This window comes from Octadecabacter sp. SW4, from assembly GCF_008065155.1.
GTDB lineage: Bacteria > Pseudomonadota > Alphaproteobacteria > Rhodobacterales > Rhodobacteraceae > SW4.
On record NZ_CP042819.1, the window covers coordinates 164467 to 187156 of the forward strand.

The 22690-nt window shown below is 58.4% G+C and carries 22 protein-coding genes; 10 read left to right on the forward strand and 12 right to left on the reverse strand.

Annotated features, from left to right (window positions below; translation table 11 throughout):
- The first annotated feature begins 24 nt into the window (after window positions 1-24).
- Window positions 25-1062, forward strand: coding sequence for an FAD-binding oxidoreductase (locus FTO60_RS00810; RefSeq protein WP_148054185.1), 1038 nt, complete (start codon window positions 25-27; stop codon window positions 1060-1062).
- Here FTO60_RS00810 and FTO60_RS00815 read toward each other — a convergent pair.
- Both FTO60_RS00815 and FTO60_RS00820 read right to left on the reverse strand, forming a co-directional pair.
- Complete coding sequence (locus FTO60_RS00815; protein WP_148054186.1) at window positions 1059-1847, reverse strand: MaoC family dehydratase N-terminal domain-containing protein; 789 nt, start codon at window positions 1845-1847, stop codon at window positions 1059-1061. The two genes, FTO60_RS00810 and FTO60_RS00815, sit on opposite strands and share 4 nt — an antisense overlap.
- A gap of 43 nt (window positions 1848-1890) precedes the next feature.
- The gene (locus tag FTO60_RS00820; protein WP_148054187.1) at window positions 1891-2412 is read right to left on the reverse strand and encodes an NADPH-dependent FMN reductase; all 522 of its coding nucleotides are present in this window, start codon (window positions 2410-2412) and stop codon (window positions 1891-1893) included.
- 119 nt (window positions 2413-2531) lie between these two features.
- On the opposite strand from FTO60_RS00820, the gene FTO60_RS00825 reads away from it, so the two are divergent.
- Window positions 2532-4178 carry a thiamine pyrophosphate-binding protein gene (locus FTO60_RS00825; RefSeq protein WP_148054188.1) on the forward strand — a complete coding sequence of 549 codons (1647 nt, stop codon included), beginning with the start codon at window positions 2532-2534 and terminating at the stop codon, window positions 4176-4178.
- A 320-nt stretch (window positions 4179-4498) separates the two neighbouring features.
- Here FTO60_RS00825 and FTO60_RS00830 read toward each other — a convergent pair whose 3' ends face one another.
- Window positions 4499-5899 carry an NAD(P)-binding protein gene (locus FTO60_RS00830; protein WP_172623768.1) on the reverse strand — a complete coding sequence of 467 codons (1401 nt, stop codon included), beginning with the start codon at window positions 5897-5899 and terminating at the stop codon, window positions 4499-4501.
- Between the two features lie 358 nt (window positions 5900-6257).
- On the opposite strand from FTO60_RS00830, the gene FTO60_RS17955 reads away from it, so the two are divergent.
- The 6 genes from FTO60_RS17955 to FTO60_RS00860 all read left to right on the forward strand — a co-directional run bounded on the left by FTO60_RS17955 (window position 6258) and on the right by FTO60_RS00860 (window position 10565).
- Window positions 6258-6449 carry a carboxymuconolactone decarboxylase family protein gene (locus FTO60_RS17955; RefSeq protein WP_302849714.1) on the forward strand — a complete coding sequence of 64 codons (192 nt, stop codon included), beginning with the start codon at window positions 6258-6260 and terminating at the stop codon, window positions 6447-6449.
- 90 nt (window positions 6450-6539) lie between these two features.
- Window positions 6540-6797: a hypothetical protein gene (locus FTO60_RS00840; protein WP_148054191.1), complete on the forward strand. Its 258-nt coding sequence runs from the start codon at window positions 6540-6542 to the stop codon at window positions 6795-6797.
- Window positions 6772-7188: a hypothetical protein gene (locus tag FTO60_RS00845; protein ID WP_148054192.1), complete on the forward strand. Its 417-nt coding sequence runs from the start codon at window positions 6772-6774 to the stop codon at window positions 7186-7188. Before FTO60_RS00840 ends, FTO60_RS00845 begins: the two co-directional genes overlap by 26 nt.
- A 354-nt stretch (window positions 7189-7542) precedes the next feature.
- Window positions 7543-8883 (forward strand): ferric reductase-like transmembrane domain-containing protein, encoded by a 1341-nt coding sequence (locus FTO60_RS00850; protein WP_148054193.1) that lies wholly within the window; start codon window positions 7543-7545, stop codon window positions 8881-8883.
- A gap of 44 nt (window positions 8884-8927) precedes the next feature.
- Complete coding sequence (locus tag FTO60_RS00855) at window positions 8928-9746, forward strand: glutathione S-transferase family protein (protein WP_148054194.1); 819 nt, start codon at window positions 8928-8930, stop codon at window positions 9744-9746.
- 114 nt (window positions 9747-9860) lie between these two features.
- Window positions 9861-10565, forward strand: a complete 705-nt coding sequence (locus FTO60_RS00860) for a hypothetical protein (protein WP_148054195.1) — start codon at window positions 9861-9863, stop codon at window positions 10563-10565.
- Window positions 10566-11160: 595 nt separating this feature from the next.
- Here the strand turns inward: FTO60_RS00860 and FTO60_RS00865 are convergent.
- The 4 genes from FTO60_RS00865 to FTO60_RS00880 all read right to left on the reverse strand — a co-directional run bounded on the left by FTO60_RS00865 (window position 11161) and on the right by FTO60_RS00880 (window position 16727).
- Entirely contained in the window at window positions 11161-12471 is a 1311-nt protein-coding gene (locus FTO60_RS00865) for an aminotransferase class III-fold pyridoxal phosphate-dependent enzyme (protein ID WP_148054196.1), read from the reverse strand.
- Between the two features lie 1026 nt (window positions 12472-13497).
- Entirely contained in the window at window positions 13498-14607 is a 1110-nt protein-coding gene (locus FTO60_RS00870; RefSeq protein WP_148054197.1) for an ABC transporter permease, read from the reverse strand.
- 3 nt (window positions 14608-14610) lie between these two features.
- A complete protein-coding gene (locus FTO60_RS00875; protein ID WP_148054198.1) occupies window positions 14611-15750 on the reverse strand; it encodes an ABC transporter permease in 1140 nt (379 codons plus the stop codon).
- Window positions 15747-16727, reverse strand: a complete 981-nt coding sequence (locus FTO60_RS00880) for an ABC transporter ATP-binding protein (protein WP_197738505.1) — start codon at window positions 16725-16727, stop codon at window positions 15747-15749. Before FTO60_RS00880 ends, FTO60_RS00875 begins: the two co-directional genes overlap by 4 nt.
- On the opposite strand from FTO60_RS00880, the gene FTO60_RS00885 reads away from it, so the two are divergent.
- Window positions 16726-16929 carry a helix-turn-helix domain-containing protein gene (locus FTO60_RS00885; protein WP_197738506.1) on the forward strand — a complete coding sequence of 68 codons (204 nt, stop codon included), beginning with the start codon at window positions 16726-16728 and terminating at the stop codon, window positions 16927-16929. The two genes, FTO60_RS00880 and FTO60_RS00885, sit on opposite strands and share 2 nt — an antisense overlap.
- Before the next feature lie 208 nt (window positions 16930-17137).
- Here FTO60_RS00885 and FTO60_RS00890 read toward each other — a convergent pair whose 3' ends face one another.
- The 4 genes from FTO60_RS00890 to FTO60_RS00905 are packed head-to-tail and all read right to left on the reverse strand — an operon-like array spanning window position 17138 to window position 20018.
- Entirely contained in the window at window positions 17138-18103 is a 966-nt protein-coding gene (locus FTO60_RS00890) for a glutathione S-transferase family protein (RefSeq protein WP_148054200.1), read from the reverse strand.
- Between the two features lie 11 nt (window positions 18104-18114).
- Window positions 18115-18945, reverse strand: coding sequence for a 4,5-DOPA dioxygenase extradiol (ygiD, locus tag FTO60_RS00895; protein WP_148054201.1), 831 nt, complete (start codon window positions 18943-18945; stop codon window positions 18115-18117).
- A gap of 51 nt (window positions 18946-18996) precedes the next feature.
- Window positions 18997-19419 (reverse strand): DoxX family protein, encoded by a 423-nt coding sequence (locus FTO60_RS00900; RefSeq protein ID WP_148054202.1) that lies wholly within the window; start codon window positions 19417-19419, stop codon window positions 18997-18999.
- Between the two features lie 23 nt (window positions 19420-19442).
- Window positions 19443-20018 (reverse strand): NADPH-dependent F420 reductase, encoded by a 576-nt coding sequence (locus FTO60_RS00905; RefSeq protein ID WP_148054203.1) that lies wholly within the window; start codon window positions 20016-20018, stop codon window positions 19443-19445.
- A gap of 127 nt (window positions 20019-20145) precedes the next feature.
- Here FTO60_RS00905 and FTO60_RS00910 point away from each other — a divergent pair, with 127 nt between their 5' ends.
- The gene (locus FTO60_RS00910; RefSeq protein ID WP_148054204.1) at window positions 20146-21042 is read left to right on the forward strand and encodes a LysR family transcriptional regulator; all 897 of its coding nucleotides are present in this window, start codon (window positions 20146-20148) and stop codon (window positions 21040-21042) included.
- Window positions 21043-21671: 629 nt separating this feature from the next.
- On the opposite strand, the gene FTO60_RS00915 is transcribed toward FTO60_RS00910, so the two are convergent.
- Window positions 21672-22544: a MurR/RpiR family transcriptional regulator gene (locus tag FTO60_RS00915; RefSeq protein ID WP_148056998.1), complete on the reverse strand. Its 873-nt coding sequence runs from the start codon at window positions 22542-22544 to the stop codon at window positions 21672-21674.
- Window positions 22545-22690: the final 146 nt, after the last annotated feature.

Here is a 22690-nt window from a genome sequence, read left to right on the forward strand (position 1 = left end):
AATCTTTGGCGGCAAGGGAAGGCGATGGCAACGGTTGATGTGACAGTGCGCGGGGCGGGCGCGTTCGGGCTGGCGGTCGGGTTTGCCTGCGCGCGGCGCGGCGCGGCTGTGCGCGTGATCGACCCGCATGGCGCCGCGGCGGGCGCCAGCGGCGGGATCGTCGGCGCGCTTGCCCCGCATGTGCCCGAGAACTGGAACGACAAGAAGGCGTTTCAGTTTGACAGCCTGATGATGGCGGATGCGTTCTGGCAGGAGGTCAGCGACATCGCCGGCAAAGATGTCGGCTATGCGCGCCTTGGCCGCCTGCAACCCTTGGCAGATGACAGCGCCGTGGCGCTTGCCCGTCAACGCAGCGAAACCGCCCGCGATCTGTGGCAGGGGCGCGCAATCTGGGAGGTGATCGACGCACCCGACACCCCGTGGACCCCGCAATCGGCTACCGGCCTGCTGATCCACGACACACTGACGGCCCGCATCCACCCACGCCGTGCGACCCACGCATTGGCGGCGGCAATCACCGCACTGGGTGGCGAGGTCACGACCAGTGGCACTGACGAGGGCGCTGTTGTCTGGGCGACCGGCTGGCAGGGCCTGGCCGCGCTGACAGCGCAGCGTTCCCGCCTTGTTGGTAACGGGATCAAGGGGCAGGCGGCGCTGATGCAATTTGACGCGCGCGACCGGCCACAACTCTTCGCTGATGCCTTGCACATCGTGCCGCACAACGACGGAACCGTCGCGATCGGATCAACCTCGGAGCGGGAATTTGACGACCCGACCAGCACCGACAGCCAGCTTGACGATATCATTGCCCGCGCGATCAAGGCGTTTCCCGTTCTGGACAACGCCCCCGTGATCGAACGCTGGGCCGGTGTGCGCCCGCGCGCGCGCAGCCGTGCGCCGATGATTGGCGGACACCCGTTTCGGGCAGGGGAATTCATCGCCAATGGCGGGTTCAAAATCGGCTTTGGGATGGCACCCAAGGTTGGCGCAGTCATGGCCGACCTGATCCTTGACGGGCATGACACAATACCCAAAGGATTCCGCGCGCAGGCCTCGCTCTAACCCGCCTTGGCGGTCATGCAGACGCGCCCGTCTTCGCCACGCACCCAGGCATCATCGCCCTTCCAGCAGAACGTCGCCGCCTCGCCGCCGATCAAGGGCGCCGTTGCGCGATAATCAAATGTTGCCAAAGGCTTGTCCAATTGATCCTGCGCCATCAGCATCAAGACCTGCGCCAGTAACGGTCCATGCACAACCACCCCGTGATAGCCTTCGACGCGGCGCGCATAGGGGCGATCATAATGGATACGGTGACCATTGAACGTGAGCGCCGAATAGCGAAATAGCAGGGTTGTATCAAAGGTGAAAACTTTGCTGTGGTCCTCGTCCATGCGCGCGCTGACGGGGGCAGGCGGCGCGTCATTGCGCTGCGCCTCGCCGCGATACACAAGGTCCTGCCATTCGGTCAGCACTGTCGCATGGCGCTGGCGAATATCGTGACGCAATCGCACGAATGTCAGTGGTCCCTGCGCGCCATCCTTTTGCGTGACGGAGTCAAGCGTCGTGGTCTTGTCCGCCTTGATCCCCGCCACAAGTGGCTGCAAAAACGTCAGCCGCCCGCCCGCCCACATACGCCGAGACAGGCCCAGATCGGGGATCAACCCACCCAGCTTCGGATGCCCGTCACGGCCCAGCTTTGCGGGTGGTTCCGGCTCCCAGAAATAGAGGTGGTGAAAGAATGGCGGCAGCGCGCTGCCATAGGCGATGTCGGGCGTCATCCCCAGCGCAGCCTGCATGGCGCAGGCGCGCGCTGGATCCATCACGTCGGTGATTGTCTGTTCAGTCATACCGCGATCCTAGACCGGATCAGACCGCGACGGAATCTCAATTTTAGCCTACGGCGGCCCGCAGTGCGGCCATCGCCGTAGCCAACTGCTTGGCATGGAACTCATTGACCAGATTGCCGTCCGCGTCGAACTGCTCGCTTGATTTGGCGACCAGAATTTCCGGCGTGTTGATGATAACAGGCCGGAACGGCACAAGGCACAGGCGCAGGGAAAACTGCGTGCGCTCGCCGCCCGCGCGCCCCGCCGCCGCCGACATGATCGCGACAGGTTTGTCGAGCCAGGGGCTGCCCTCGGTGCGGCTCACCCAATCCAGCGCATTTTTCAACACACCCGGTATCGCCTTGTTATACTCAGGCGTGGAAATGACCACGGCTTCGGCCTGCGCGATCTGGTCCGCAAGGGTCTGCACCGCGGCAGGGATCCCTTTGGCCTCCAGATCACCGTTATACAGCGGCAGGTTCAAATCCGCCTCGACGGTGTCACCGCCATAAGCCCTGGCCGCCGCCCGCATCAGGTAAGTGTTGGTTGACGCCGCGCGCAGCGACCCTGAAATTCCCAGTAACATGTGTGGTCCTCTTGTTTACCTCTCTTTATCTAGCCGCAAATCGGGACGCGGCAATTGACGGTTCTTGCACAGCGCCTGTGCGTGGCACATGGTGGGCGCAAACTTGATACAGGTGCATCATGCGACACGGCGGTAAAATCCTCAGCGACCAACTGGAAATCCTTGGCGTGCGCCGTGTGTTTTCGGTGCCGGGCGAAAGTTTCCTTGCCGCGCTTGACGGGCTTTATGACAGTGGCATCGACAATATCGTCTGTCGTCAGGAAGGTGGCGCCGCGATGATGGCCGAGGCCTATGGCAAGATGACAGGCCAACCCGGTGTGGCTTTGGTCACCCGTGGTCCGGGCGCGACAAATGCCAGCGCGGGCATCCATATCGCGATGCAGGACAGCACGCCGATGGTGATGTTCGTTGGCCAGATCGCGCGCGACCAGCGCGACCGCGAGGCATTTCAAGAGGTGGACTACCGCGCGATGTTCGGCGGTTTGGCGAAATGGGTGGCCGAGGTCGATCAGACAGACCGCCTGCCCGAATATATCGCCCGCGCCTTTGCGCTTGCCACGTCAGGCCGCCCCGGTCCCGTGGTGCTGGCACTGCCCGAAGACATGCTCAGCGCGCGGTCCGACGTCCCTGACACCGCCGGCCCCCTGGTCGAACGCGCACCAACCTTTGTCGATGCCGCCGAGGACGCGCTGGGCTGGATCGCGCAGGCCAGCCGCCCGCTGGTGATCATCGGCGGGCCGCATTGGTCGCAGGCGGCAGCGGCCGATCTGGCCCACTTTGCCAAGGTGCAAAACCTGCCTGTGGCGCTGGGGTTCCGGCGGCAGGATTACCTTGATAACCGCCACCCGAACTATGTGGGCGATCTGAATGTCGGGGTGAACCCAAAATTGGCACAGCGGGTCCGTGACGCCGACCGGTTGCTTGTGATCGGCTCGCGACTGGGGGATATCGAAACCCAGGGCTATACGCTGGTCGATCCCGCTGCCCCGACCCAGAAAATCCTGCATGTGCACGCGGATGCCAATGAATTGGGGCGCGTCTATCACCCCGATCTTTGCGTTACCGCCAATGCGGTCTCATTCGTCCGCGCCCTGTCGCACCTGCCTGCCTGTGGCCGCGATTGGGGCGCCTGGACCAAAGCGGCCCGCGCCGATCACGAGGACTGGCGCGCGCCACTGGAAACCCCGGGTGCTGTGAAACAGGAACAGGTCATCGCATGGCTGTCCGACAACTTGCCCGATGATGCGATCCTGACAAATGGCGCGGGCAACTACGCCGCATGGCTGCACCGCTATTTCACCTTCAAGGGGTTTCGCACGCAGCTTGCTCCCACATCCGGATCAATGGGATATGGCTTTCCAGCCGCGATTTCCGCCAGCCTTGAACATCCCGATCGCACGGTTGTCTGCCTTGCCGGTGACGGCTGCTTCCAGATGACGCTGAACGAGATGTCCACAGCGATCCAGCACGGCGCCAAACCGATCACGCTGGTGATGAACAACGGGCGCTACGGCACGATCCGCATGCATCAGGAAAAGCACTACCCCGGGCGCGTGTCCGGCACGATGCTGGCCAACCCCGATTTTGCAGCCCTTGCGCGGGCCTATGGCGGCCACGGCGAAACCGTCACCGAAGGCGCACAGTTCGCGGATGCTTTCGCGCGCGCGCAGGCCTCAAACCTGCCCGCCGTGATCGAACTGACAATCGACCCCGACGCGCTGACGACTGGCACGACGCTGAGCGGGATTTCCACGATGCAGCCTTAAATGACATAGGCCTGATCTAGGCACCCCGGTTGCCCCACAGCCCACATTGACCATCATGTGACCGACTGATCCAAATGCGCAAACCGCAGTTTGGCGTAGGATGCGGCGCAGGTGACAATTCAGCCCGACGCGATCGTCGCAATTTCGTGCTGCGCGCACAAGCCGCATGAAAAATGCGGCAGGAGCAAAAAACACCGTGCCCCCGCGCAGCGAGGGAAACGGTCATTGAAGCGGGGCGCGGCACAGGTCGCACGCAAACTCTACTGGCCATTCAGCGCGTGCCAGCTTGAAATGCATTTTTTCGCAAGTCCGCCCGTGGTCTATGCCTCGCCTGCGTCTGCCATGCTGTTCAGCTTTTTCAGGTTGATCATCGCCGGGAACAGGCTGTCTTTGAAACGTGCCGACAACTGCGCAAGTTCGGGTGTCTCTGTCGGCGCACGGTCGCCAGCGGTCAGGGCGTCCAAACGGCACGATTTCAGCCAATCGCGAATACTCTTATTCTGTAACCACATGAATTGGTTTTGCAGGGAGATCATTTTTTGGCCGATCCAATCAATGTCGTCCGCCGGATATGGCACTGGAACGCTAAGCGCGTTTTTCTGCGCATCGTCGGCAATTGTCGCCTCCAGATGTGCAATGAAGGCGGCGCTGAATGTTGGCTGGCAAGTTCTGACAGATTGGACGAAGATATGCCCCGGCTGGAAAACGGGAACGCTTGCGACTTTCCGAATCCCGGTGGCGGTGCAATCAATAAAGACAGTGTCATCCGCAACCACAATTTCCCCATGCTTCAGCGTCATTTTGCCGCGAGACAGGCGGGTTACATGACCAAGGCGGATTACTGTTTCGATCTTGCGCAAGCTGTCCAGTTCGGCAGGTGTGACCGTCCCACACTTATATGCGGTAGGGGTGTGATCAGGGTCCAATTGTAGTAGATTGCCGGCATGTCCAAGCCGGGCAAACAGATCGGGCAATGTTTTAGCGGCGATGACAGCCTCGTTTTCCTCAAGAGCGTATTTCAGCTTAAACTCATGGAACTCAGATCCGGGCTGAAACATGCGACGGTCGATCCACCAGGCATCGCGCGGCATCACCCAGACGATTTTTGACGGGTGAACGCCTTGGTCCAGAAGCCATAAGCACACGTCCGCGCCAGTTTTGCCCGAGCCGAGTACGGCATACTGTTCGAAAGGTTGCTGTTTCTCTGCTATTTCGGTTGGGGTCAGGCAATCGACGTCACCATCCACTTCGAATTTGCGGCGGTGCAAGGCGGGCACTTCTCCGGCACCATAAGAAGAATGCACGATGCTCTTGCGCACGTTTATCTGATGGGTTTCCTGCGTGATGTTTGCGCGGATTGAGCCATTTTCCAACAGCTCGCAATTCGGCAGGTAGCGCACCCGTCCCGAGGGCAGGAGTTTGCGATCCATCACCGTCTGAAAATAAGCCAAAACCTCTCGGCCACTGGCCAACTCATGCAGGCCCTTGTTGCCGCCGGTGGTATCTATTCGATTTGATCCAAGCGCTTGCGAGGCAACGCCATAGAATGCAGAAGGTTGGTGCAGCCGCACAAAAGGATACGCGCTGTTCCAGTGGCCTCCGGGGCTGTGCTGCCGATCAACAATGGTGATGTGGGACTGTGTTTCAGATACCAACGTGTCGGCAAAAGAAATGCCAGAGGCGCCACTGCCAACAATCAGATAGTCAGTTTCATAACCCAACTTCACACCCCATCAATCACCTCAACCCTAGCACTCTTTCCCTCGAAAGACTACGCAGTCAAAGTTGTGGTTCTGTCCCGTACTTCAGGCGCCTATTTGGGATGAAAGGGAATACATCAGGTTAGATGTGAAGGACCGCTTTGGACTCCAATCCAGCCCAATGCACCTGCAGAAATAATGCGTTCCAATCGGTTAACGTGTCCTCTTCAAGGATCAATACTTGAAACACCCCATAGGCGCGGGGGGCTGATCAAAAGCGTAGCTGGCCTGTGAGATGATCCAGAAATTCATGAAACGCCTTTATGACGTCGAGACCTGCCAGCGGTTCATCGTGGATGCGGTGGCCAGTTCTGCGGGCATGCGAAAATCGAGGAAGAACCCCGAAATCAGCGCTGCCTTTTCAAACCCCATTTTGTTGGCTGTTCCCCATGCGAACGGATGCTGCCATTGCACTTTCGTGCACACAAAAAACGCCCTTGAAGAAGGCATGAGCGAAGACGAGGTGCAGGGGCTGCATGACGGTGAATTCGGCGCAGCGCCATCCAATTAGTCTGTGGCCCAGCTTTATTCAGAGCATCGTGCAGACAGCGCGGGACACCCGTCGCCTGAGGCAACCCAGAAGCTGATTGAAACGTATGGCATGGACACCGCCGCACAGATCCTGGGGATCACACGCGGCATCATGGTGGGTAATCTGCATAGCAATATGATTGACGCCCTGCGCCACCGCATAAAGCGAAAGCCCACCCCCGAAAGCAGTCTGGGGCGCGAGTTGGGTATCGTTTTGGGCGTTGTTGTGTTTGCGCCGTATCTGGCGATCAAACAGCTGATCACGTCCAAGACGGGCCCATCCATTCAGGACCTCGCACATCATGGTGCCGACCCCTCAGCCGCGTAAGGGCGCGCGCATCTTCGCGCCGGACTACACCATGCTGAAAGTGGTCACATTTCAACCCTTGGGCGTTGACGGCTTCAGCGCTTGGGAGCCTGGCGGCGATGAAGGCGGCGCGGAGAATGCGCAGACCGCACCGAACCCGCTGAGCGACCTGACCGCGGGCATCGCCGCTAACCTCTATACGAGCCTGCAACAGGCCGTCGAGGCGTTGGATTTGTCGATTGATGACATGAAGGTCGAGGTGAAAGTTGACGTCAGCTGGCAGGCGCCCTTTGCCCGCGATTGGGCCGGTTTCAGACCGGGTCATTGGCCGCAACGGAATCCATATCGAGCCGGATCTGGACGACATCGACACCTACCGGAAGGCAGGCGAGATCGCCAATTGCGCGGGTGACGGCCGCTGCGGTTACAAATCCCGCCCGGAACTGGCTTTCGCCTGTGCCCGTATGTTGACCGAAACCGCATACGACGGGTCCACGTACAACTTGCACGCTGCGCTCGACAGTCTCAGCGCTTATGAAGCCGCCGCAGGTCGTCCACACCAAGGCTGGGGGGACTATTTTGGGTCGCTGAATGTCTTGGGGACATCTGAGCGCAGCACGTGTCGCAGCGCCCCGAGCAGAAAACCGTGCTTTATCGTCCGTCAAATCGACGGAAACCCATCGAGAACACGTAGCACACTATAACGACGCCTTTTGACGTCCGTCCCTTTTCCTCATCACACCAATTCGCACTGAAAGACCCAACCATGAAGAACATCAAAATCGCACTTTGGGGCATTCCGGCATCGCTGACTGTGCTATGGCTGGCGGCCAGCCTGCCACTTCCCGACACGCTCAGCCCGATCGCGGTCCGCAACCTTCTGGTGCAGTATTCCGGCGTGCTGAGCTTGGGGGCCATGAGCATCGTAATGCTGCTTGCCACGCGTGCAAAATGGATCGAGCCTTGGCTTAATGGCCTCGATAAATCCTATCGGCTGCATAAATGGCTCGGTATTTTGGTGCTGGTAACGGCGGTGGTTCACTGGCTTGCATCCAATGCACCAAAATGGGCGGTCTCCTTGGGTCTGATGGAGGCCCCTGAACGCGGTGAACCATCTGGTGCAATCCCGGATGTCGGGGCCATTCAGGCGTTTTTCAATAGCCAGCGCGGCTTAGCCGAAACGCTGGGCGACCTGCCGTTCAAGATCATGGTTATTCTGATCATTATCGCGCTCGTCAAACGGATCCCGTACAAATTCTTCGCCAATACCCACACGCTTTTGGCCGTCGCGTATCTGGCGTTTGTGTTCCATGGCGTTGTGCTGATGGACTTCGCAGCGTGGACGCAGCCCTTGGGCATCGTCGTCGTGCTTTTGATGGTCGGCGGTGTGATTTCTGCGGTGATGACGCTGACGCGACAGATCGGGCGGCGCAACACGGTTTCGGGCAAAGTCGAATCCATCCGAACCTTTGCGGAACTGGATGCGACAGCGGTCACCATCGCGATGGAGGACGGCTGGAAAGGCCATGATGCAGGGCAGTTCGCATTTGTCTCGTTTGATCGCAAGGAAGGCAAACATCCGTTTACGATCGCCTCGGCCTGGGATCCGGCCGCGGGTCGCATTTCCGTCATTTCCAAGGCGCTTGGCGATTACACAAAATTTCTGCCCGATAGGCTGAAAACCGGCGGCGAAGTCATTGTCGAAGGTCCATATGGGCGCTTCACGTTCGATGATGCGAAGACACGCCAAGTCTGGATCGGCGGCGGTGTCGGCATCACGCCCTTTATTGCGAAGATGAAGGAACTGGCGGCCACGCCTGACACCAAAACCGTCGATCTGATCCACAGCACCAAGGATTTCTCCGCCGAGGCCGTGGAGATGCTGAAAGCAGACGCAAAGGCGGCGGGCATCACAATACATATCCTGGTGGACGACAGGGATGGATTCCTGGACGGCGCACGGCTTCGCGATCTTGTTCCTGACTGGAAATCGGCATCGGTTTGGTTCTGCGGTCCTGCCGGTTTCGGGCAGGCGCTGCGTAGCGACCTGTTGGCCAATGGCCTCGTCGTCGAAGACTTCCATCAAGAGCTGTTCGAGATGCGCTGAACAGTCACCGGACCATAGTCTGCGCTCGCATCCTAAAAAGGACAATGAACATGCCTATTCTAGAAACCGAAGATTCCACCATCACGTCGCTCAAAGGCATTCACCTTTATCATGCGGGCATGTCCAACTGCTCCATGCGGGTCCGCCTTGCTCTGGAGGAGAAGGGATTGACGTGGATTTCCCATGAGGTAGATCTTGGCCATCAGGAAAACCTTGAGCCGTGGTACTTGGCAATCCACCCTAAAGGCTTGGTTCCCGCGCTTGTGCACGACGGCGTTCCGGTGACCGAGTCCAACGACATCTTGCACTATCTCGAAGAAACATTCCCCAATCCTGCCCTGCTTTCCTCAAATCCCGCTCTCGCGACAGAGGAAAACGAATGGGTCGATCTGGCCGCCTCACTGCACATGAAGGCCATCAAGACCTGGGTCTATGGCAGCACCGGTGGCGCATCAAAGAAGCGCTCCGATATGATGCATTACGCTGAAATCCAACCCGACAAGTCACTGGTGGCCTTCCACACGCATTCCCTTGACGGTTTCAGCGCCGAGGAAATCGAGACCGCGCGCAAGATGCTCGCGGATGTATTCGACCGGATGGAAGCGCGGCTCAAGGATAACGACTACCTTACCGGCGACGCACAATCCCTTGCCGATATCGCGTGGCTGCCACAATATGTTCTGCTGAATATGCTCGGTTTTGACTTCCGCCCCTATCCGGGCATCCTTGCGTGGGCGAAGCGGCAGGAACAGCGCCCATCCTATCATAGGGCCGTTGCCGATTGGATGCCCAAGGTCCCGAACTGGGTGGTGCGGACAGGTGCGAAGCTGATGCGGTTCTATCGCAAACTGAAGCCCGCTTAGGCCTTGATGGAGGCTGATGGCAAAACCTCGTTCTCTCGACTGCCACGTTTGAGTCTCGCGTCCTTCAGGTCTACGGTCTTTGGCGAATTCGTTGATTGATCGTCAAAGCGGGGAATGGCTGCGATGAAGAGCCTGTTTCAGCCGACATGGGCAAGTCTTGCAGTTGTTGTCGCCCTGATCACGACAACCTGGACCCTGTCCAGCATCGGGTACTATCAGCTCGCCGATTTTCTCGGAAAGCCGGGCGGGTATAATGAAGGCCCTCGTATTTTCAGCATTTACTATGGGATCTGGTGCCTGATCGTTTTTTTGATCTTTCACCCCGCCTTATCCGCTTGGGCAAAACGATCCTCTCCCCCCGAAGACCGCTTCGCACCTCTTTTTATGCTGACCGCCTGCGCCCTTTTCGCATTTATCGTTCTGCCATTTCTTCCTGAGGCGGATATTCCGACAGAAGATGAGGTCAATGAAATCATCATCGCCCAACCTTGGTACTTTCTTCCCAAATCCGTTGAAATCCTCTTTCAGCAGAGTCTGATGACAGCGCTGGTCGTAGCACTCGCGGCACAAAACCTGCGTCTGGGGCAGATCGCCTTGCTCACTGCAATCCTGTTTGGCGGGTTCCACCTGACGTTGGCATTGGACGGTGCCAATCCATTCTATGTTTTACGATACACAGTCGCCGCGACGCTTTTCGGTGCGATCACGCCTTATCAAATGCTGAAAATGCGAAACGGGTTTGTATATTCGTTTTCGCTTCATTGGGGGTGGTATGCGCTCGACACCACGATCTGGCGGTTTCTGTTTCCTGCACTCTGAGCCGGGGAGAACGACCGCAAGCCCACAAACCAAGCTCGATCAAGGCTGTTGCCGAAGTAGCGCTTGGCACGATATGCGGCGTGGTCGTCGAATGTTCCAGTCGGAGATGCTCCATCGCGATGCCATGTTGCGTGGAGGGCCGGCAGTCATGGGGCGGGCCTGGCTGCGCAAGAATCCTGGCGGAGCAAAGCTCCAAGCTTCCGTTTGCCGAAAGTCTTGTCGGCCCCTTTCGACGTCACCAAAGACGGCCCGAATTAAGCTGTCACGGTCGAGCGACGCGGCACGCCGCATATGAAGCACCGAACAGATCTTTTCGGCTTATCAAGCGGCTGTCTCCTCAGAAGGGGCAATTTCTGATTGATATAGACTTTTTGTCCGCAAAGCGTCTGAAAGCAGCCATGCGCACAAACGGAGCAAGTTGAAACTTCGTCCGCTTGCCAGCCATCCAGCATAGACGGCGCCCAACGGTCATTATCGGAGCCCTTATGCGCCGTTGTTTCAAGGAGCCCTTATGCGCCGTTGTTTCAAAACGTCAGCAGGTTTCGCAAGCGGGTGCGACAGCGGTTGCGCGGCTCGGCCCGGTCGGGGCCGCACCCTATCCCGCAAGCTGGGCGCGCAGTTTTGCGCCAACCTCGTCGATGTGGTCTTGGGTAATCGTCAGCGGTGGTGACATGCACAGCGCGTCGCCCACCGGCCGCACGATCAGGCCCTTGTCCCACAACCCGTTATAGGCCGCGCGCCCCGCGTCACCGATGGCACCTTTCTGTTCCAGATGCACCGCGCCGATGATTCCACAGTTGCGAATATCCATCACGCCGGGCAGGTCGCGCAAACCGTGCAACATGTCTTCCCACGGGCCGGCCATACGTGCGGCATTGCCGAAAATATCCTCGTCGCGGTAGGCATCGAGCGTGGCGATACAGGCCGCGCTGGCCAGCGGATGACCGGAATAGGTATAGCCGTGGAACAGGTCAGGCATCGTCGCGGGACCGTTGCGGAAAGCGTCACGCACGGCCGCCGTGGCCAGCACGCCCCCCATTGGCACGGTCGCGTTTGTCATCCCCTTGGCGCAGGTCACCAGATCAGGCGTGACGCCAAAGGCCTCGTGGGCAAAGGGTGTGCCCATGCGGCCAAATCCGGTGATCACCTCGTCAAAGATCAGCAAAATCCCGTTGCCATCGCAAATCTCGCGCAGGCGCTCAAGGTAGCCCTTGGGCGGCGGGAATACCCCGCCCGCGCCGCTGACTGGCTCGACGATCACCGCCGCAATCGTGTGACCGCCATGCAAGTCGCACAGCCGCTGCAGATCGTCGGCCAGGTCCGCGCCGTGCTCGGGCAGGCCACGACTAAAGGTATTTTCCGGCAGCCAGGTGTGGCGCATGTGAACTGCCGACGGATATAGCGTGCCGAATTGCCCCTTGTTCAGACCCAGCCCACCAACGGACAGCCCACCAAAGTTGATCCCGTGATAGGCTTTTTCACGCCCCACCAGAATCCGGCGCTGCCCTTCACCACGATGGTGATGATAGGCCAGCGCAATTTTCAGCGCCGTATCCACTGCCTCGGATCCCGAGTTGGTAAAGAACACATGGTCAAACGCGGGGGCCAGTTCGGTGACGCGCGCTGCCGCCTCAAAGGCCAGCGGATGGCCCTGATTGAAATTATGCACGAAATCATAAGCCGCCGCCTGATCCTGAATGGCCTTGGTGATTTTCGGGTGGTTATGCCCCGCATTCGAACACCACAGCCCGCCGGTGCCGTCGAACAATTCGTGCCCGTCCACGGTTGTATAGCGCACACCCTCGGCCTTGGAGATCAGGCGCGGATTGTCCTTGAACGCCTTGGTCGCCGTGAACGGCATCCAGAAACTATCAAGATCATTGGGAACGCGATGGGTATCGGGCATGGGTTTCTCCTTGGTTTGGATCAGTCGTGACACGGGCCAAGCGGAATTCCAAGGGGGTAATTCCCGCGGCAAGAACGCCGCACTCGCGGCGCTGGCACTGGCGAGGGAGCTGCGTGAATAGGAGTTCACCAAATTCAGTCCACCACTAAGTTCGGTCGCAAGGGCCAAGTGACTCAGACCCGAACCAGACATCCAAAGTGACATGACCAATCGGCTGCTTCGCGGACTTTGCCGCCGTTGCCCTTCTGGGTGATTGCTGACGCAGCATCTGCTCGCGCCTGCGGCACACTCATTGCTGCGTTGCAGCCGATGTCGCCAGACCGGACATTCGAAGCCAGTCTGAGACATGAAATTCACACCGCCATTTACGCTGCAACCGGGATTGACGTAACGAGGGCGGACTTTCCCGACCTTCGCAGTTAGTGCGCGAACGTCTGCTACTGTAAAGCGACATGCTTTTCATGCCGATAGTCGATCGTCGCGTGCCATTGGGCGGTTGATGATCACTGCCCCGCCAAGGATCGCAGCCACCGGCAGAAGCTCACTCAGGATGATCGATGCAAGTTGCGGAGCGCAAGGTATCGCAACCATTCCCAAAAGTGCCTATTGTGCTGAGGGAGTGAGGCGTGCCCCTTCCGGCACGCATTGCCAGTCATGGGCCACTGCGCATGATGCTTGGAAGCATCGCTCTATCGCGACACGTCAACGTATTGGCGGACTGCTTTTTGATCCTGCCACCGCCCCGGCCTCAAAACGGCTACAGACCAGAGCCAGCCGAGAACCCCGCTTTGCCAACCGGCAAAGTGTCCGCATGCCTATATCCGGGCTCGGCATCTTCCGGCCTGGCAGAAAGCCGCCCAAGATGAGACGGATTTTATTCCGTGAGAAGCGACTATCGGCACCGCAAAGATCAACTCTTCGGGCCGATCTCGAAAGGGTCCAAGCTGTAGTTCTGGCATTTTCCAAGCTATGAGCGTTTCCCCAAACGTTCGACAAGACGATCTGGACTGCTAGACCCAATCACAGTCAGGACCCAGTCTTGCGCCGGAACAACCAAGCGCCTGCCGAAAGTGTGACTACGGCGATCAACGCCATTGGCCAAGTGTGGCGGAAGATTACCTCGGGCGGAATATCTTTTAGGAACAATCCTTTGGAGAGGATGATGAAATGCGTGATCGGGTTAGTCTCGGTCAGCCACTGCAACCAGTCCGGCATATTTTCGACAGGCGTTGCATAGCCAGACAACAGCACCGCTGGCGTCATGTAGATGAACAGGCCGATGACGGCCTGTTGCTGGGTTGAGGCGAGAGACGAGATGAACAGGCCGATTCCGATATTGGCCGCAAGATAGACCACCATGGCCAGATAAAGCGCCGGCAGCGAGCCTCGAAACGGAACATCAAGGACAAGCCGGGCCAGTACCAACATCGCAGTGGCGCTGAGCAGCGCCACGAACAGCGCCGGCAGGGTCTTGCCCGCAAGAATTTCGGCTGGACGCAGCGGTGAAACCAGCAATTGTTCGAACGTGCCAAGCTCGCGTTCGCGCGCAATCGCCAGCGCCGATACCATAAAACCGACGATGGCGACCATCACCGCGAACAAAGCTGGAACCGCGAACCACAGCGGGTCGGCATTGGGGTTGAACCATGTGCGCGAGGTTACGGTGGCGGGCGGTCGCGGACCGCTTTCGCCGACCAGTTCAGCGTCATAGGCCAGAACGATGCGGCTGGCGTAGCCCAGAAGGATCTGCGCGGTATTCGAGCGGCGACCATCCAACAGAATCTGAACTTGTGCCGGTTCGCCCGCCAGCACGCGGCGTGAAAAATCCGGCGCAAACTGGAGCACCATCGACACGTCCTTGTCATCGATTGCTTTCGAGGCGTCTTTGATGGTTGTGAAGTAGATGATCCGGTCAAAGGTTGGCGCGCCCTCGAAACGATTGATCAGCGCGCGCGCCTCGATGCCGGTGTCGTAGTTAACGATGCCAATTGATGCGTTATTGACATCTTGGGTGATAGCAAATGCGTAAATCAACAAAAGAAACGGTGGTGCGAACAGAACCACGACCCTTGTCTGGCGGTCGCGTGCGCTGGCTAACAACTCCTTTAGGATCAGCGAAAGAATGCGCCGCCACATCGCCTAATCCAGCCTTGTGCGGGTGGACAACACCGTCAGAACGAAAAAGCCGACGGAAATTGCCAGCAGAGCGGCCATATCAGGCAGTAGAACCGGCCAGATATCGCCAGTCAGAAACAGCGTTTGCAGGCTGGATACGTAATAATTTGCCGGAACCGCCCATGCAATCACCTGGAGCGGCCAGGGCATGCTGTCGACTTCGAACACGAAATTCGAGAAATAAAACGCCGGCAGGAAGGCCGACAGGATTGACGCCTGCGCCGCGACAAGCTGGTTGCGCGTCGCCGTTGATATCAGCAGTCCCTGACCGAGCGCCGACAGCATGAACACCGCCGATACCACTGCCAACATCAGGAACGAGCCGCGAAACGGCACGCCAAAAACTGCGACGGCGACAGCAGTGGATAGGATCGTCGAGCCCATGCCGAGCAGGAAATACGGCACGATCTTGCCCAGTAGAAGCTCGAACCGGCCGATCGGTGTGGCAAGCAGCGCTTCCATGGTGCCGCGTTCCCACTCGCGGGCGACAACCAACGCGGTCAGAAGTGCGCCGATCAGCGTCAGGATGATCGCCATCGACCCGGGGATCAGCGAGTAGCGGCTGGCCAACTCCGGGTTGTACCAGAATTGCGGTTCTACGGTGATCGGCAAAGGCAAGAGCGCGCGTGACCGGCTGAGAGATTCGGTCGCCAGCCAATTGGCCCACAGTAGCTCAAGATAGCCCTCAACCAGACGGGCGGTGTTGGGATCGCCACCATCGACGATCACTTGAATGGGTGCCGTTTCGCCACGATATATCTGGTCCGAGAAGTCGGCTGCCAGCACGACAATGCCACGAATATCACCTGCGATCAGTGCCGGCTCGAAGGCGCGGCGGTCGCGCGCAGTTTCGATCTCAAATATCTGCGAGTTGTGCAGGGCTGCCGTAAAACTGCCGGTCTCGGGCGTCGGTTGCTCGACCACCAGCCCGATACTGTAGGATCGCGGATCGAGGCTGATGCCATAGCCAAACAGGAACAGCAGCAACAGCGGCAGTAAGACGGCGACAAGCAGGTTCGAGGGATCGCGCATCACCTGCCTGGTTTCCTTGACGATCAGCCCGCGCATACGGCGGGCGCGTTCGCCTGTCGGAGCCGCGCTCATGCTGCCACCTGTGCCGCGTCGTCGGCCTCGACCAGTGCCACGAAGGCGTCTTCAAGCGTCGGTTCGGGCAGGCCCTGCGACACCACCCCCGCCTTCAGCGCGTCCGGTGTATCCAGCGCGATCATCCGGCTGCGATAGATTAGCGCAATGCGGTCGCAGTATTCGGCTTCATCGAGGAAATGCGTCGTGACCATGATGGTCACGCCGGTTCCGACCATTGCATTGATATGGGACCAGAATTCGCGACGCGTGCGCGGATCGACACCCGACGTTGGCTCGTCCAAGAACAACACATCTGGTTCGTGCATCACCGCGCAGGCCAGCGCGAGGCGCTGGCGAAACCCAAGCGGCAGTGCGTGCGCGTCGCTGCCAAGATAAGGGCCAAGCGCGAATGTTTCGGTCATCCGGTCGATCACGTCGCGCCGCCGAGCGCCGCCAAGCCCGTAGACACCCGCAAAGAAGTTCAGGTTCTGGCGGACGCTGAGATCGCCATAAAGCGAGAATTTCTGCGCCATATAGCCCAGACGTGCACGCGCCTTGCCCGGCGCGCGCGCCAGATCAAGCCCGGCCACACGCGCATTGCCTGATGAGGGCTTCAACAACCCGTTCAGCATCTTGAACGTGGTCGATTTTCCGGCACCATTGGGGCCGATCAGCCCGAAGATATCGCCGCGCCGGACCCTGAAACTGATGTTGTCGGCCGCCGTGAAACTGCCGAAATGCCGGGTCAGGTTTTCGGCGACGACGACATCCTCGCGCCGGTCCGGATCCTTTGTGGACATGTTGGCAAAAGGCGAGCGTAGTTTTGGGCCGCCACCCAGCAGATCCATGAACGCATCCTCGAAGCGCGGTGCGGCGGCGTTGATCTTTGCGGTGATGCCCGCCTTGATCTGGTCCGGTGTGGGCGCGGCGGCGCCCGCGCGGGTCACCAGACGGAGGCTCTGGCCCTGAATAGTACCGTCGATGATATCGAGCATGGCCATCGCCCGCGCCAATGGCAAACTGAAGGGCAAGACACCGAAGTTGTCGGATCGCCGCCAAACAGAGCTGCGCCGCATGTATCACACGGGCGACTATTCGGTCAGCGATCTGGCAGAGCTGTTCGACGTCTCCCGGCCAACTGTCTACCGTGTCCTGCAGCGAACACCGAGCGCAGATGCACCTTCAGCTGCGGTGTAGCGACTATTCGCTGCACGGCGCATGAACTGACACTTTGCCGTCATTCGTTTTTCGGACTTCGCTGACGTAGCATCGCTTCGAGTTTCCAGCCTGTTTATCTCTGCGTTGCAGATCACACTGCCGATGCGGTCAGTTAACCTGTATCCTCTTCTGTCTGAAGCCAGACGAGTCTTGGCCAAAAAACGAAATGGCAAACCAGGATGCAAACCTACGCCAATTCGTCGAGAAGACGTAGAATATGCGCCGGACCGACTGGGCGGATCCCAGTGGGGTTTAGGGCTTTGATCGAGTAGTAGCCGCGGGTGATGTGGTCCATGTTCACCGTCTGCGCAACACCCGGCAGCGACAGGATGCGCGCCATGTAAGCGGAAAGGCGCGGGTAGTCGGAAATTTGGCGGCGGTTGGTTTTGAAAAGCCCATGATAGGCCGCGTCAAAGCGGATTAGCGTCACGAAAATGCGGATATCCGTCTCGGTCAATTGGTCGCCAAAGACGTAGGGGCCGGTCAGGCGGTCTTCCAGCATGTCCAACGTGGCGAAAACACCGTCAGTTGCTTCGTCATAGGCCTCTTGCGAGCCTGCAAACCCAGCTTTGTAGACCCCGTTGTTGAGGCGATCGTAAACCTCGGCGTTCAGCGTGTCGATGTCAGAGGCAAGATGCGCGGGGTAAAGCCGCAGGTCTGACGGCACCAGCTCCTCGAAAGCGGTGTCGAACATGCGCAGGATGTCGGCGCTTTCATTGTTCACCATCACGTTTTGCTTCATGTCCCAGAGCACCGGAACGGTGGCGCGGCCTGTGAAATGCGCATCGGCATGGGTGTAAATTTGGTGCATATAATCGGTCCTCAAAAGCGGGTCCTCGTCGGCACCGGGATAGCCGCCGAATTGCCAACCCTGATCCGTGAGCATTGGGCTGACCACGGTCACGGGTATCAGCGCATCCAGCCCCTTGAGCCTGCGCGCGATCAGCGTGCGCGACGCCCAAGGGCAGATCAGCGCCACATAAAGCCGATACCGTCCGGCCTCGGCTGCAAAGCCGCCGTCTCCGGTGGGGCCGGCGCTGCCATCAGGTGTGATCCAATTGCGAAAGCTCGACACCTGACGCACGAAACGCCCCTTTTCATCGACCTTCTGCACGGGTTGCCAATTTTCCATCCACTTACCGTCAACAAGCACCGGGCTTCTCCTTAAGCAGCGTGAAAGACAAAGGACCGCATCGAGATCGATCCCAGATCGATGCTGTCGGTCATGTAAGTAAGGTCATCGCGGGCGTCCGACGCCCCAGCAATTGTGAGCGCCGGCAGGTAGTGATCCACCGTCGGATGGGCCGCCGTCAGAAGGTGCCCCAACCCTGCTCGATCGGCCAAGGCGGCGAAGTCGCGCTCGGCCAGCTTTTCCGTAAAGAGCGCATCGAATGCCAACGCGAAATCATGCGGCTTGCTATTGGGTCGCCAGTTCACAGCGCCCAGATTGTGGACGATATTGCCCGAGCCCAGAATAAGAACGCCTCGGTCGCGCAACTCGGTCAGGGTCTGGCCGATCTCCAGCTGGTACGCGAGGCCCTTGGTCATATCGATCGAGACCTGGAACACGGGCACATCCGCATCGGGGTAGAGGAACTTGAGCACCGTCCAAGCGCCGTGATCCAGCCCCCAAGTTTCGTCGCCTTCTGCGTGGTGGCTGGCCAGCAGCGACACGACCTCACGCGCCAGTTCGGGATCGCCGGGGGCGTCGTATTGCTGGGCGAAAAGCTTGTCAGGAAAGCCGTAAAAATCGTGAATTGTGCGCGGCATGGCCGAGACATCCACCAAAGTGGTGCCTCGGGTCATCCAGTGGGCCGACACGACCAAGATGGCTTTGGGGCGTGGCAGGGTGCGGCCAAGCGTGCTCCAGGTACGGCTGAAACTTGTGTCTTCGATGGCGTTCATCGGGCTGCCATGGCCCAGAAAAACAAGCGGCATCCGCTCAGACAGGGATAGGCTGTCGCGCAGGGCCGACAGGGCTTTTACGGGGCTCATAACGCGATCCTTTTATGGGTAGTAGGGCCACCCAAAGGCGGCCCCTTTTGCTCAGGCAAACTTGCCAAGTGTCTTTTGCAGGACGGGAATGCGCATAGCGTAAGCACCCGCGCCCAAAAGCGCGATCGCGACCTGCAGAATGGCCCACAGCAATGGGAACTCCCAGCCGCCGCCCTCGCTCGAGAACAGCCAGCCGTTGCCAGCGTGGACCCATGTGGCGCCGAGCAAAACAGGGATCAAGGCCAGCGCGACAGGTCTGGTTGCAATCCCAAGGATGAGTGCCACACCCCCCGCCAATTCGGCGGCGATGGTGAGATAGGCAAGGATCCCCGGCAGGCCAAGGCTTTCGAAATAGCCAACCGTGCCCGCGATGGTGAATACATTCACCTTCAAGAGCCCGTGGGCCAGAAAAGCTATGCCAGAGGACACACGCAGCAAAGTGGCGGCGTAGTCGGAATTGGACGTGTTAGACATCTTTTTGTTCCTTTCAGTGTGGATCAGGCCACCAGCCATTGAGGCGCGATTTCAACGCCTTGACCAAGCACATAGCCGAATTGAATGTTCATGAAGCCCATAGGCTCGAGGTAACGCGCATTTGCCAGCGGGCCTGCATCAATCGCAACAAGGCCCATGTCACCGGCAAGCTTTTTGACGCGCGCCCGTGCGACCTCGTCGTCGGCGGCCACGTAGGTTTGAAGCGGCGTTCCATCGATCGAGAGACCCGATGCATAGTGCTGGGCAAAGATCGTGTTGAAGGCCTTCACCACAGAGGCACCAGGCATGAGGTCCGCGATTTGCTCGGCCGCTGAGGTGTCCAGCCCGACCTGAAGGCCAGAGAAGTCTTCCTTCACAGGGTTTGAGACGTCGATGACCAGCTTTCCGTTGAAATCTGCTTTGCCAGCAACATCTTCTGCGGCGTTGTAAGGTGTCGCGAGGATCACAATCTCCGCATTCGACACCGCGCGTGCCAAGTCGTCATCGCGACCAAAGGCCGCTGCATCGTGACCAGCAGCGCTGAGCACGGCTGCAAGGCCAGTGCCAACATTTCCTTTTCCGATAACTGCGATATTCATGTCTTTATCCTTTCAAATGCCCATTCGATCCGGGCTGTGTTCTAACCTCAATTTACGGGTTGCTCATCATCAACAAAATGACGATGTTATTGAATGACTTTGAACAAATTGTTCCGAATGGGCGCCGATGGATATCACCGACGAACTCAAGGCCTTTGTGGCCACCGCGCAGACCGGATCGTTTACGGCGGCCGCCGACCAGCTTGGCGTGTCGAACCGATTGACCTCAAAGTATGTCGCCGAGTTGGAACAGCGGCTCGGCGTTCGGTTGTTCCAACGCACAACCAGACGGGTCGGGCTGACCCCAGCAGGTGAGGACCTTCTGGCCCGCGCCCCATCGCTTTTGGATGAATTGGATGATTTGCTGGCTGAGGTAGCAGAAGGATCACGTGGATTTTCCGGCGTGATCCGCATGTCGGCCCCGGTGACATTCGGCGAGCGCTATGTCGTCGGTATGATCCGTCGCTTTGCGCAAGCCAATCAAGGACTGACATTTGACCTGCGTCTCGACGACGGATATGTCGACCTTGCGCGCGACGGCATCGATGTCGCCTTTCGGATCGGGCGGTCAGAAGTCTTGTCGCTCAAAGAGCGTAGGCTGGGAGAGCTGCACTCAAGACTGGTCGCAAGTCGTGACTATCTCGATGCGCATGGTGAACCCGCGCGCCCCGGTGATCTTGAGCATCATGCTTGTATCGTCGACACCAACCGCCGCAGGCCGCGTCATTGGACATTCAGTAAAGACGGAACCGAACAGGTCGCAAATATTCGGGGGCGGTTCCATGTAAATTCGGCGCGCGCTGCTGCAGAACTGGCAACGTCGGGCCTAGGCATCGCCTACGTACCCCATTTCGCGGTGTGTGATGACCTCACAAGCGGAGCTCTCGTAGAGCTTTTGGAAAGCTACGAGACAGAAACGAGCAGCGTGAGCGCTGTTTATCTGGAGGGGCGGGTCTTGCCACGCAAAATCCGCGCCCTGATTGATTTCTCTGTCCAAGATATCCGTTCCAGCGGCGTAATCTGACCCCTAGTTAAGAACATTTTGCTCGCAGTTACATTTCAATTTCCACATATCAAAGTAGAAATGATCCTCCAACGTTCCTGTGATCGCATCACAAAGATGTAGACAACGAACCAAAGGAGTACCCGACATGAAACCTCTCGCTTTCGTCAGTGCCGTGGCCCTGACCACCACATTCGCCACCTCGGTCCCCGCACAGGACAACGCCGCGATATGGCCCATTTTTACTCTGCGATTGACACCCGCCGTTTGCGGCAGACGGCCTAACTTGATCGCGCCTCCAACGCCAGGCTTTGAAGGGTGTCGCTTGTAAAAGCTCATTGCGGATTAGCAAATTGGCATCCTGCGTAAACACAGAGTTTTGGGCCTGTGTTAAGGAACAGACCTTGTCTCGAGGTCCTCATTGGGAAAGCCGCATCGCAGATTATGTTAACCCCGGATACGGCAGCTTTGGGCAAGACGCGTTCTGAACCGCACTGTTGCCACTACTTGTTCAGTGAATGCACCCAAGATACATCTCTCCAAACCGTTTGACTGCTGCAATGGCGACAATGCTTCCGGATTATCATCAATGAAAGCCCGTGCGACGACGTGTCCACGATTGCGGGATGCCCGACGAAGGCAGTGAAAAGCTAAGTAAACTTCCGGAACAATTTTGTTTGATCGAACATATCTTCCAGTGTTTCCATCCGTTCCTTGGTTTCGGTCCAGTTCAGGTTCTGAACGGAGGAAATCATGGTTTCAACCAAAAGCATTGTCGTCGCGCTTGAGTCCCATGCCGAGGGGACAATGATCCGGCAGCTTAGGCTGATATCTGCGAGATGATGCACCGGCGAGCGCCACTGGTCGGTAAAGAGAATAATCTTGGCACCGCGGACATGTGCCATTTCGGCCAGTTTCAGCGTGTTGTTTTCGTATCGCCGCACATCGAAGATCACAAAAACGTCGCCCTCTTTTGCGTTCAAAAGGTAGTGCGGCCATGTGTTCGATGTGGACTGAACATGCGTAAGGTCGGGACGGATGACCTGCATGTGGAGGTAGAAATACTCGGCTAAAGTATGTGTAATCCGCCCGCCGACAATGAAAAGGTGGCGTGACTGATCTGCGACCAGCCTGCAGGCTTCATCGAAGTCGTCAGGGTTGATCTGCCCAAGTGTCAGGCGAATGTTATCAATTACCGCATCCGTGAACCTGTTCAAGAGGTGCTCGGAGGGGGCGGCTTCGGCCCATGTGTCATGCTTAGCGATCGGGTTCTGTGCCTTGGCGCGCAGCTCTTCGCGCAATTCCGACTGAAAATCTGGATAGCCCTTATAACCAAGCTTTTGCACCATGCGCGCGACAGTGGGCACAGATACATTTGCATCCTTGGCAAGGGCCGCCAGTGGACCAAGGCCGGAGGCTGGATAATTTTCGAGGATCGACAGGGCCAACTGCCGTTCCGCACGGGTAAGATCATCAAGCTTTTGTTGGATGCGGTCAGATATTGTCTGTGTTGCTTCGGTCATCCGCGCCTCCATTTTGTTCAATATATACCAAAGCGCGCGTCGCTGTGAAATTTTTTTCAAAATTTTATTGACTTTGGTCTGGTCGAGCAAGCACGCTGTCCGCGGGGACCGTAGATGAATCACATGCAGCCTGCCTTACCAAATGA

What these genes read in the sequence shown, in the direction of transcription:
- FTO60_RS00810 (WP_148054185.1), top strand. Translation starts at nt 25, where the DNA reads ATGGCAACGGTTGATGTGACAGTGCGCGGGGCGGGCGCGTTCGGGCTG.
- FTO60_RS00815 (WP_148054186.1), bottom strand. Translation starts at nt 1,847, where the DNA reads ATGACTGAACAGACAATCACCGACGTGATGGATCCAGCGCGCGCCTGC.
- FTO60_RS00820 (WP_148054187.1), bottom strand. Translation starts at nt 2,412, where the DNA reads ATGTTACTGGGAATTTCAGGGTCGCTGCGCGCGGCGTCAACCAACACT.
- FTO60_RS00825 (WP_148054188.1), top strand. Translation starts at nt 2,532, where the DNA reads ATGCGACACGGCGGTAAAATCCTCAGCGACCAACTGGAAATCCTTGGC.
- FTO60_RS17955 (WP_302849714.1), top strand. Translation starts at nt 6,258, where the DNA reads ATGCGAAAATCGAGGAAGAACCCCGAAATCAGCGCTGCCTTTTCAAAC.
- FTO60_RS00840 (WP_148054191.1), top strand. Translation starts at nt 6,540, where the DNA reads ATGGACACCGCCGCACAGATCCTGGGGATCACACGCGGCATCATGGTG.
- FTO60_RS00845 (WP_148054192.1), top strand. Translation starts at nt 6,772, where the DNA reads ATGGTGCCGACCCCTCAGCCGCGTAAGGGCGCGCGCATCTTCGCGCCG.
- FTO60_RS00850 (WP_148054193.1), top strand. Translation starts at nt 7,543, where the DNA reads ATGAAGAACATCAAAATCGCACTTTGGGGCATTCCGGCATCGCTGACT.
- FTO60_RS00855 (WP_148054194.1), top strand. Translation starts at nt 8,928, where the DNA reads ATGAACATGCCTATTCTAGAAACCGAAGATTCCACCATCACGTCGCTC.
- FTO60_RS00860 (WP_148054195.1), top strand. Translation starts at nt 9,861, where the DNA reads ATGGCTGCGATGAAGAGCCTGTTTCAGCCGACATGGGCAAGTCTTGCA.
- FTO60_RS00865 (WP_148054196.1), bottom strand. Translation starts at nt 12,471, where the DNA reads ATGCCCGATACCCATCGCGTTCCCAATGATCTTGATAGTTTCTGGATG.
- FTO60_RS00870 (WP_148054197.1), bottom strand. Translation starts at nt 14,607, where the DNA reads ATGTGGCGGCGCATTCTTTCGCTGATCCTAAAGGAGTTGTTAGCCAGC.
- FTO60_RS00875 (WP_148054198.1), bottom strand. Translation starts at nt 15,750, where the DNA reads ATGAGCGCGGCTCCGACAGGCGAACGCGCCCGCCGTATGCGCGGGCTG.
- FTO60_RS00885 (WP_197738506.1), top strand. Translation starts at nt 16,726, where the DNA reads ATGGCCATCGCCCGCGCCAATGGCAAACTGAAGGGCAAGACACCGAAG.
- FTO60_RS00880 (WP_197738505.1), bottom strand. Translation starts at nt 16,727, where the DNA reads ATGCTCGATATCATCGACGGTACTATTCAGGGCCAGAGCCTCCGTCTG.
- ygiD (WP_148054201.1), bottom strand. Translation starts at nt 18,945, where the DNA reads ATGAGCCCCGTAAAAGCCCTGTCGGCCCTGCGCGACAGCCTATCCCTG.
- FTO60_RS00900 (WP_148054202.1), bottom strand. Translation starts at nt 19,419, where the DNA reads ATGTCTAACACGTCCAATTCCGACTACGCCGCCACTTTGCTGCGTGTG.
- FTO60_RS00905 (WP_148054203.1), bottom strand. Translation starts at nt 20,018, where the DNA reads ATGAATATCGCAGTTATCGGAAAAGGAAATGTTGGCACTGGCCTTGCA.
- FTO60_RS00910 (WP_148054204.1), top strand. Translation starts at nt 20,146, where the DNA reads ATGGATATCACCGACGAACTCAAGGCCTTTGTGGCCACCGCGCAGACC.
- FTO60_RS00915 (WP_148056998.1), bottom strand. Translation starts at nt 22,544, where the DNA reads ATGACCGAAGCAACACAGACAATATCTGACCGCATCCAACAAAAGCTT.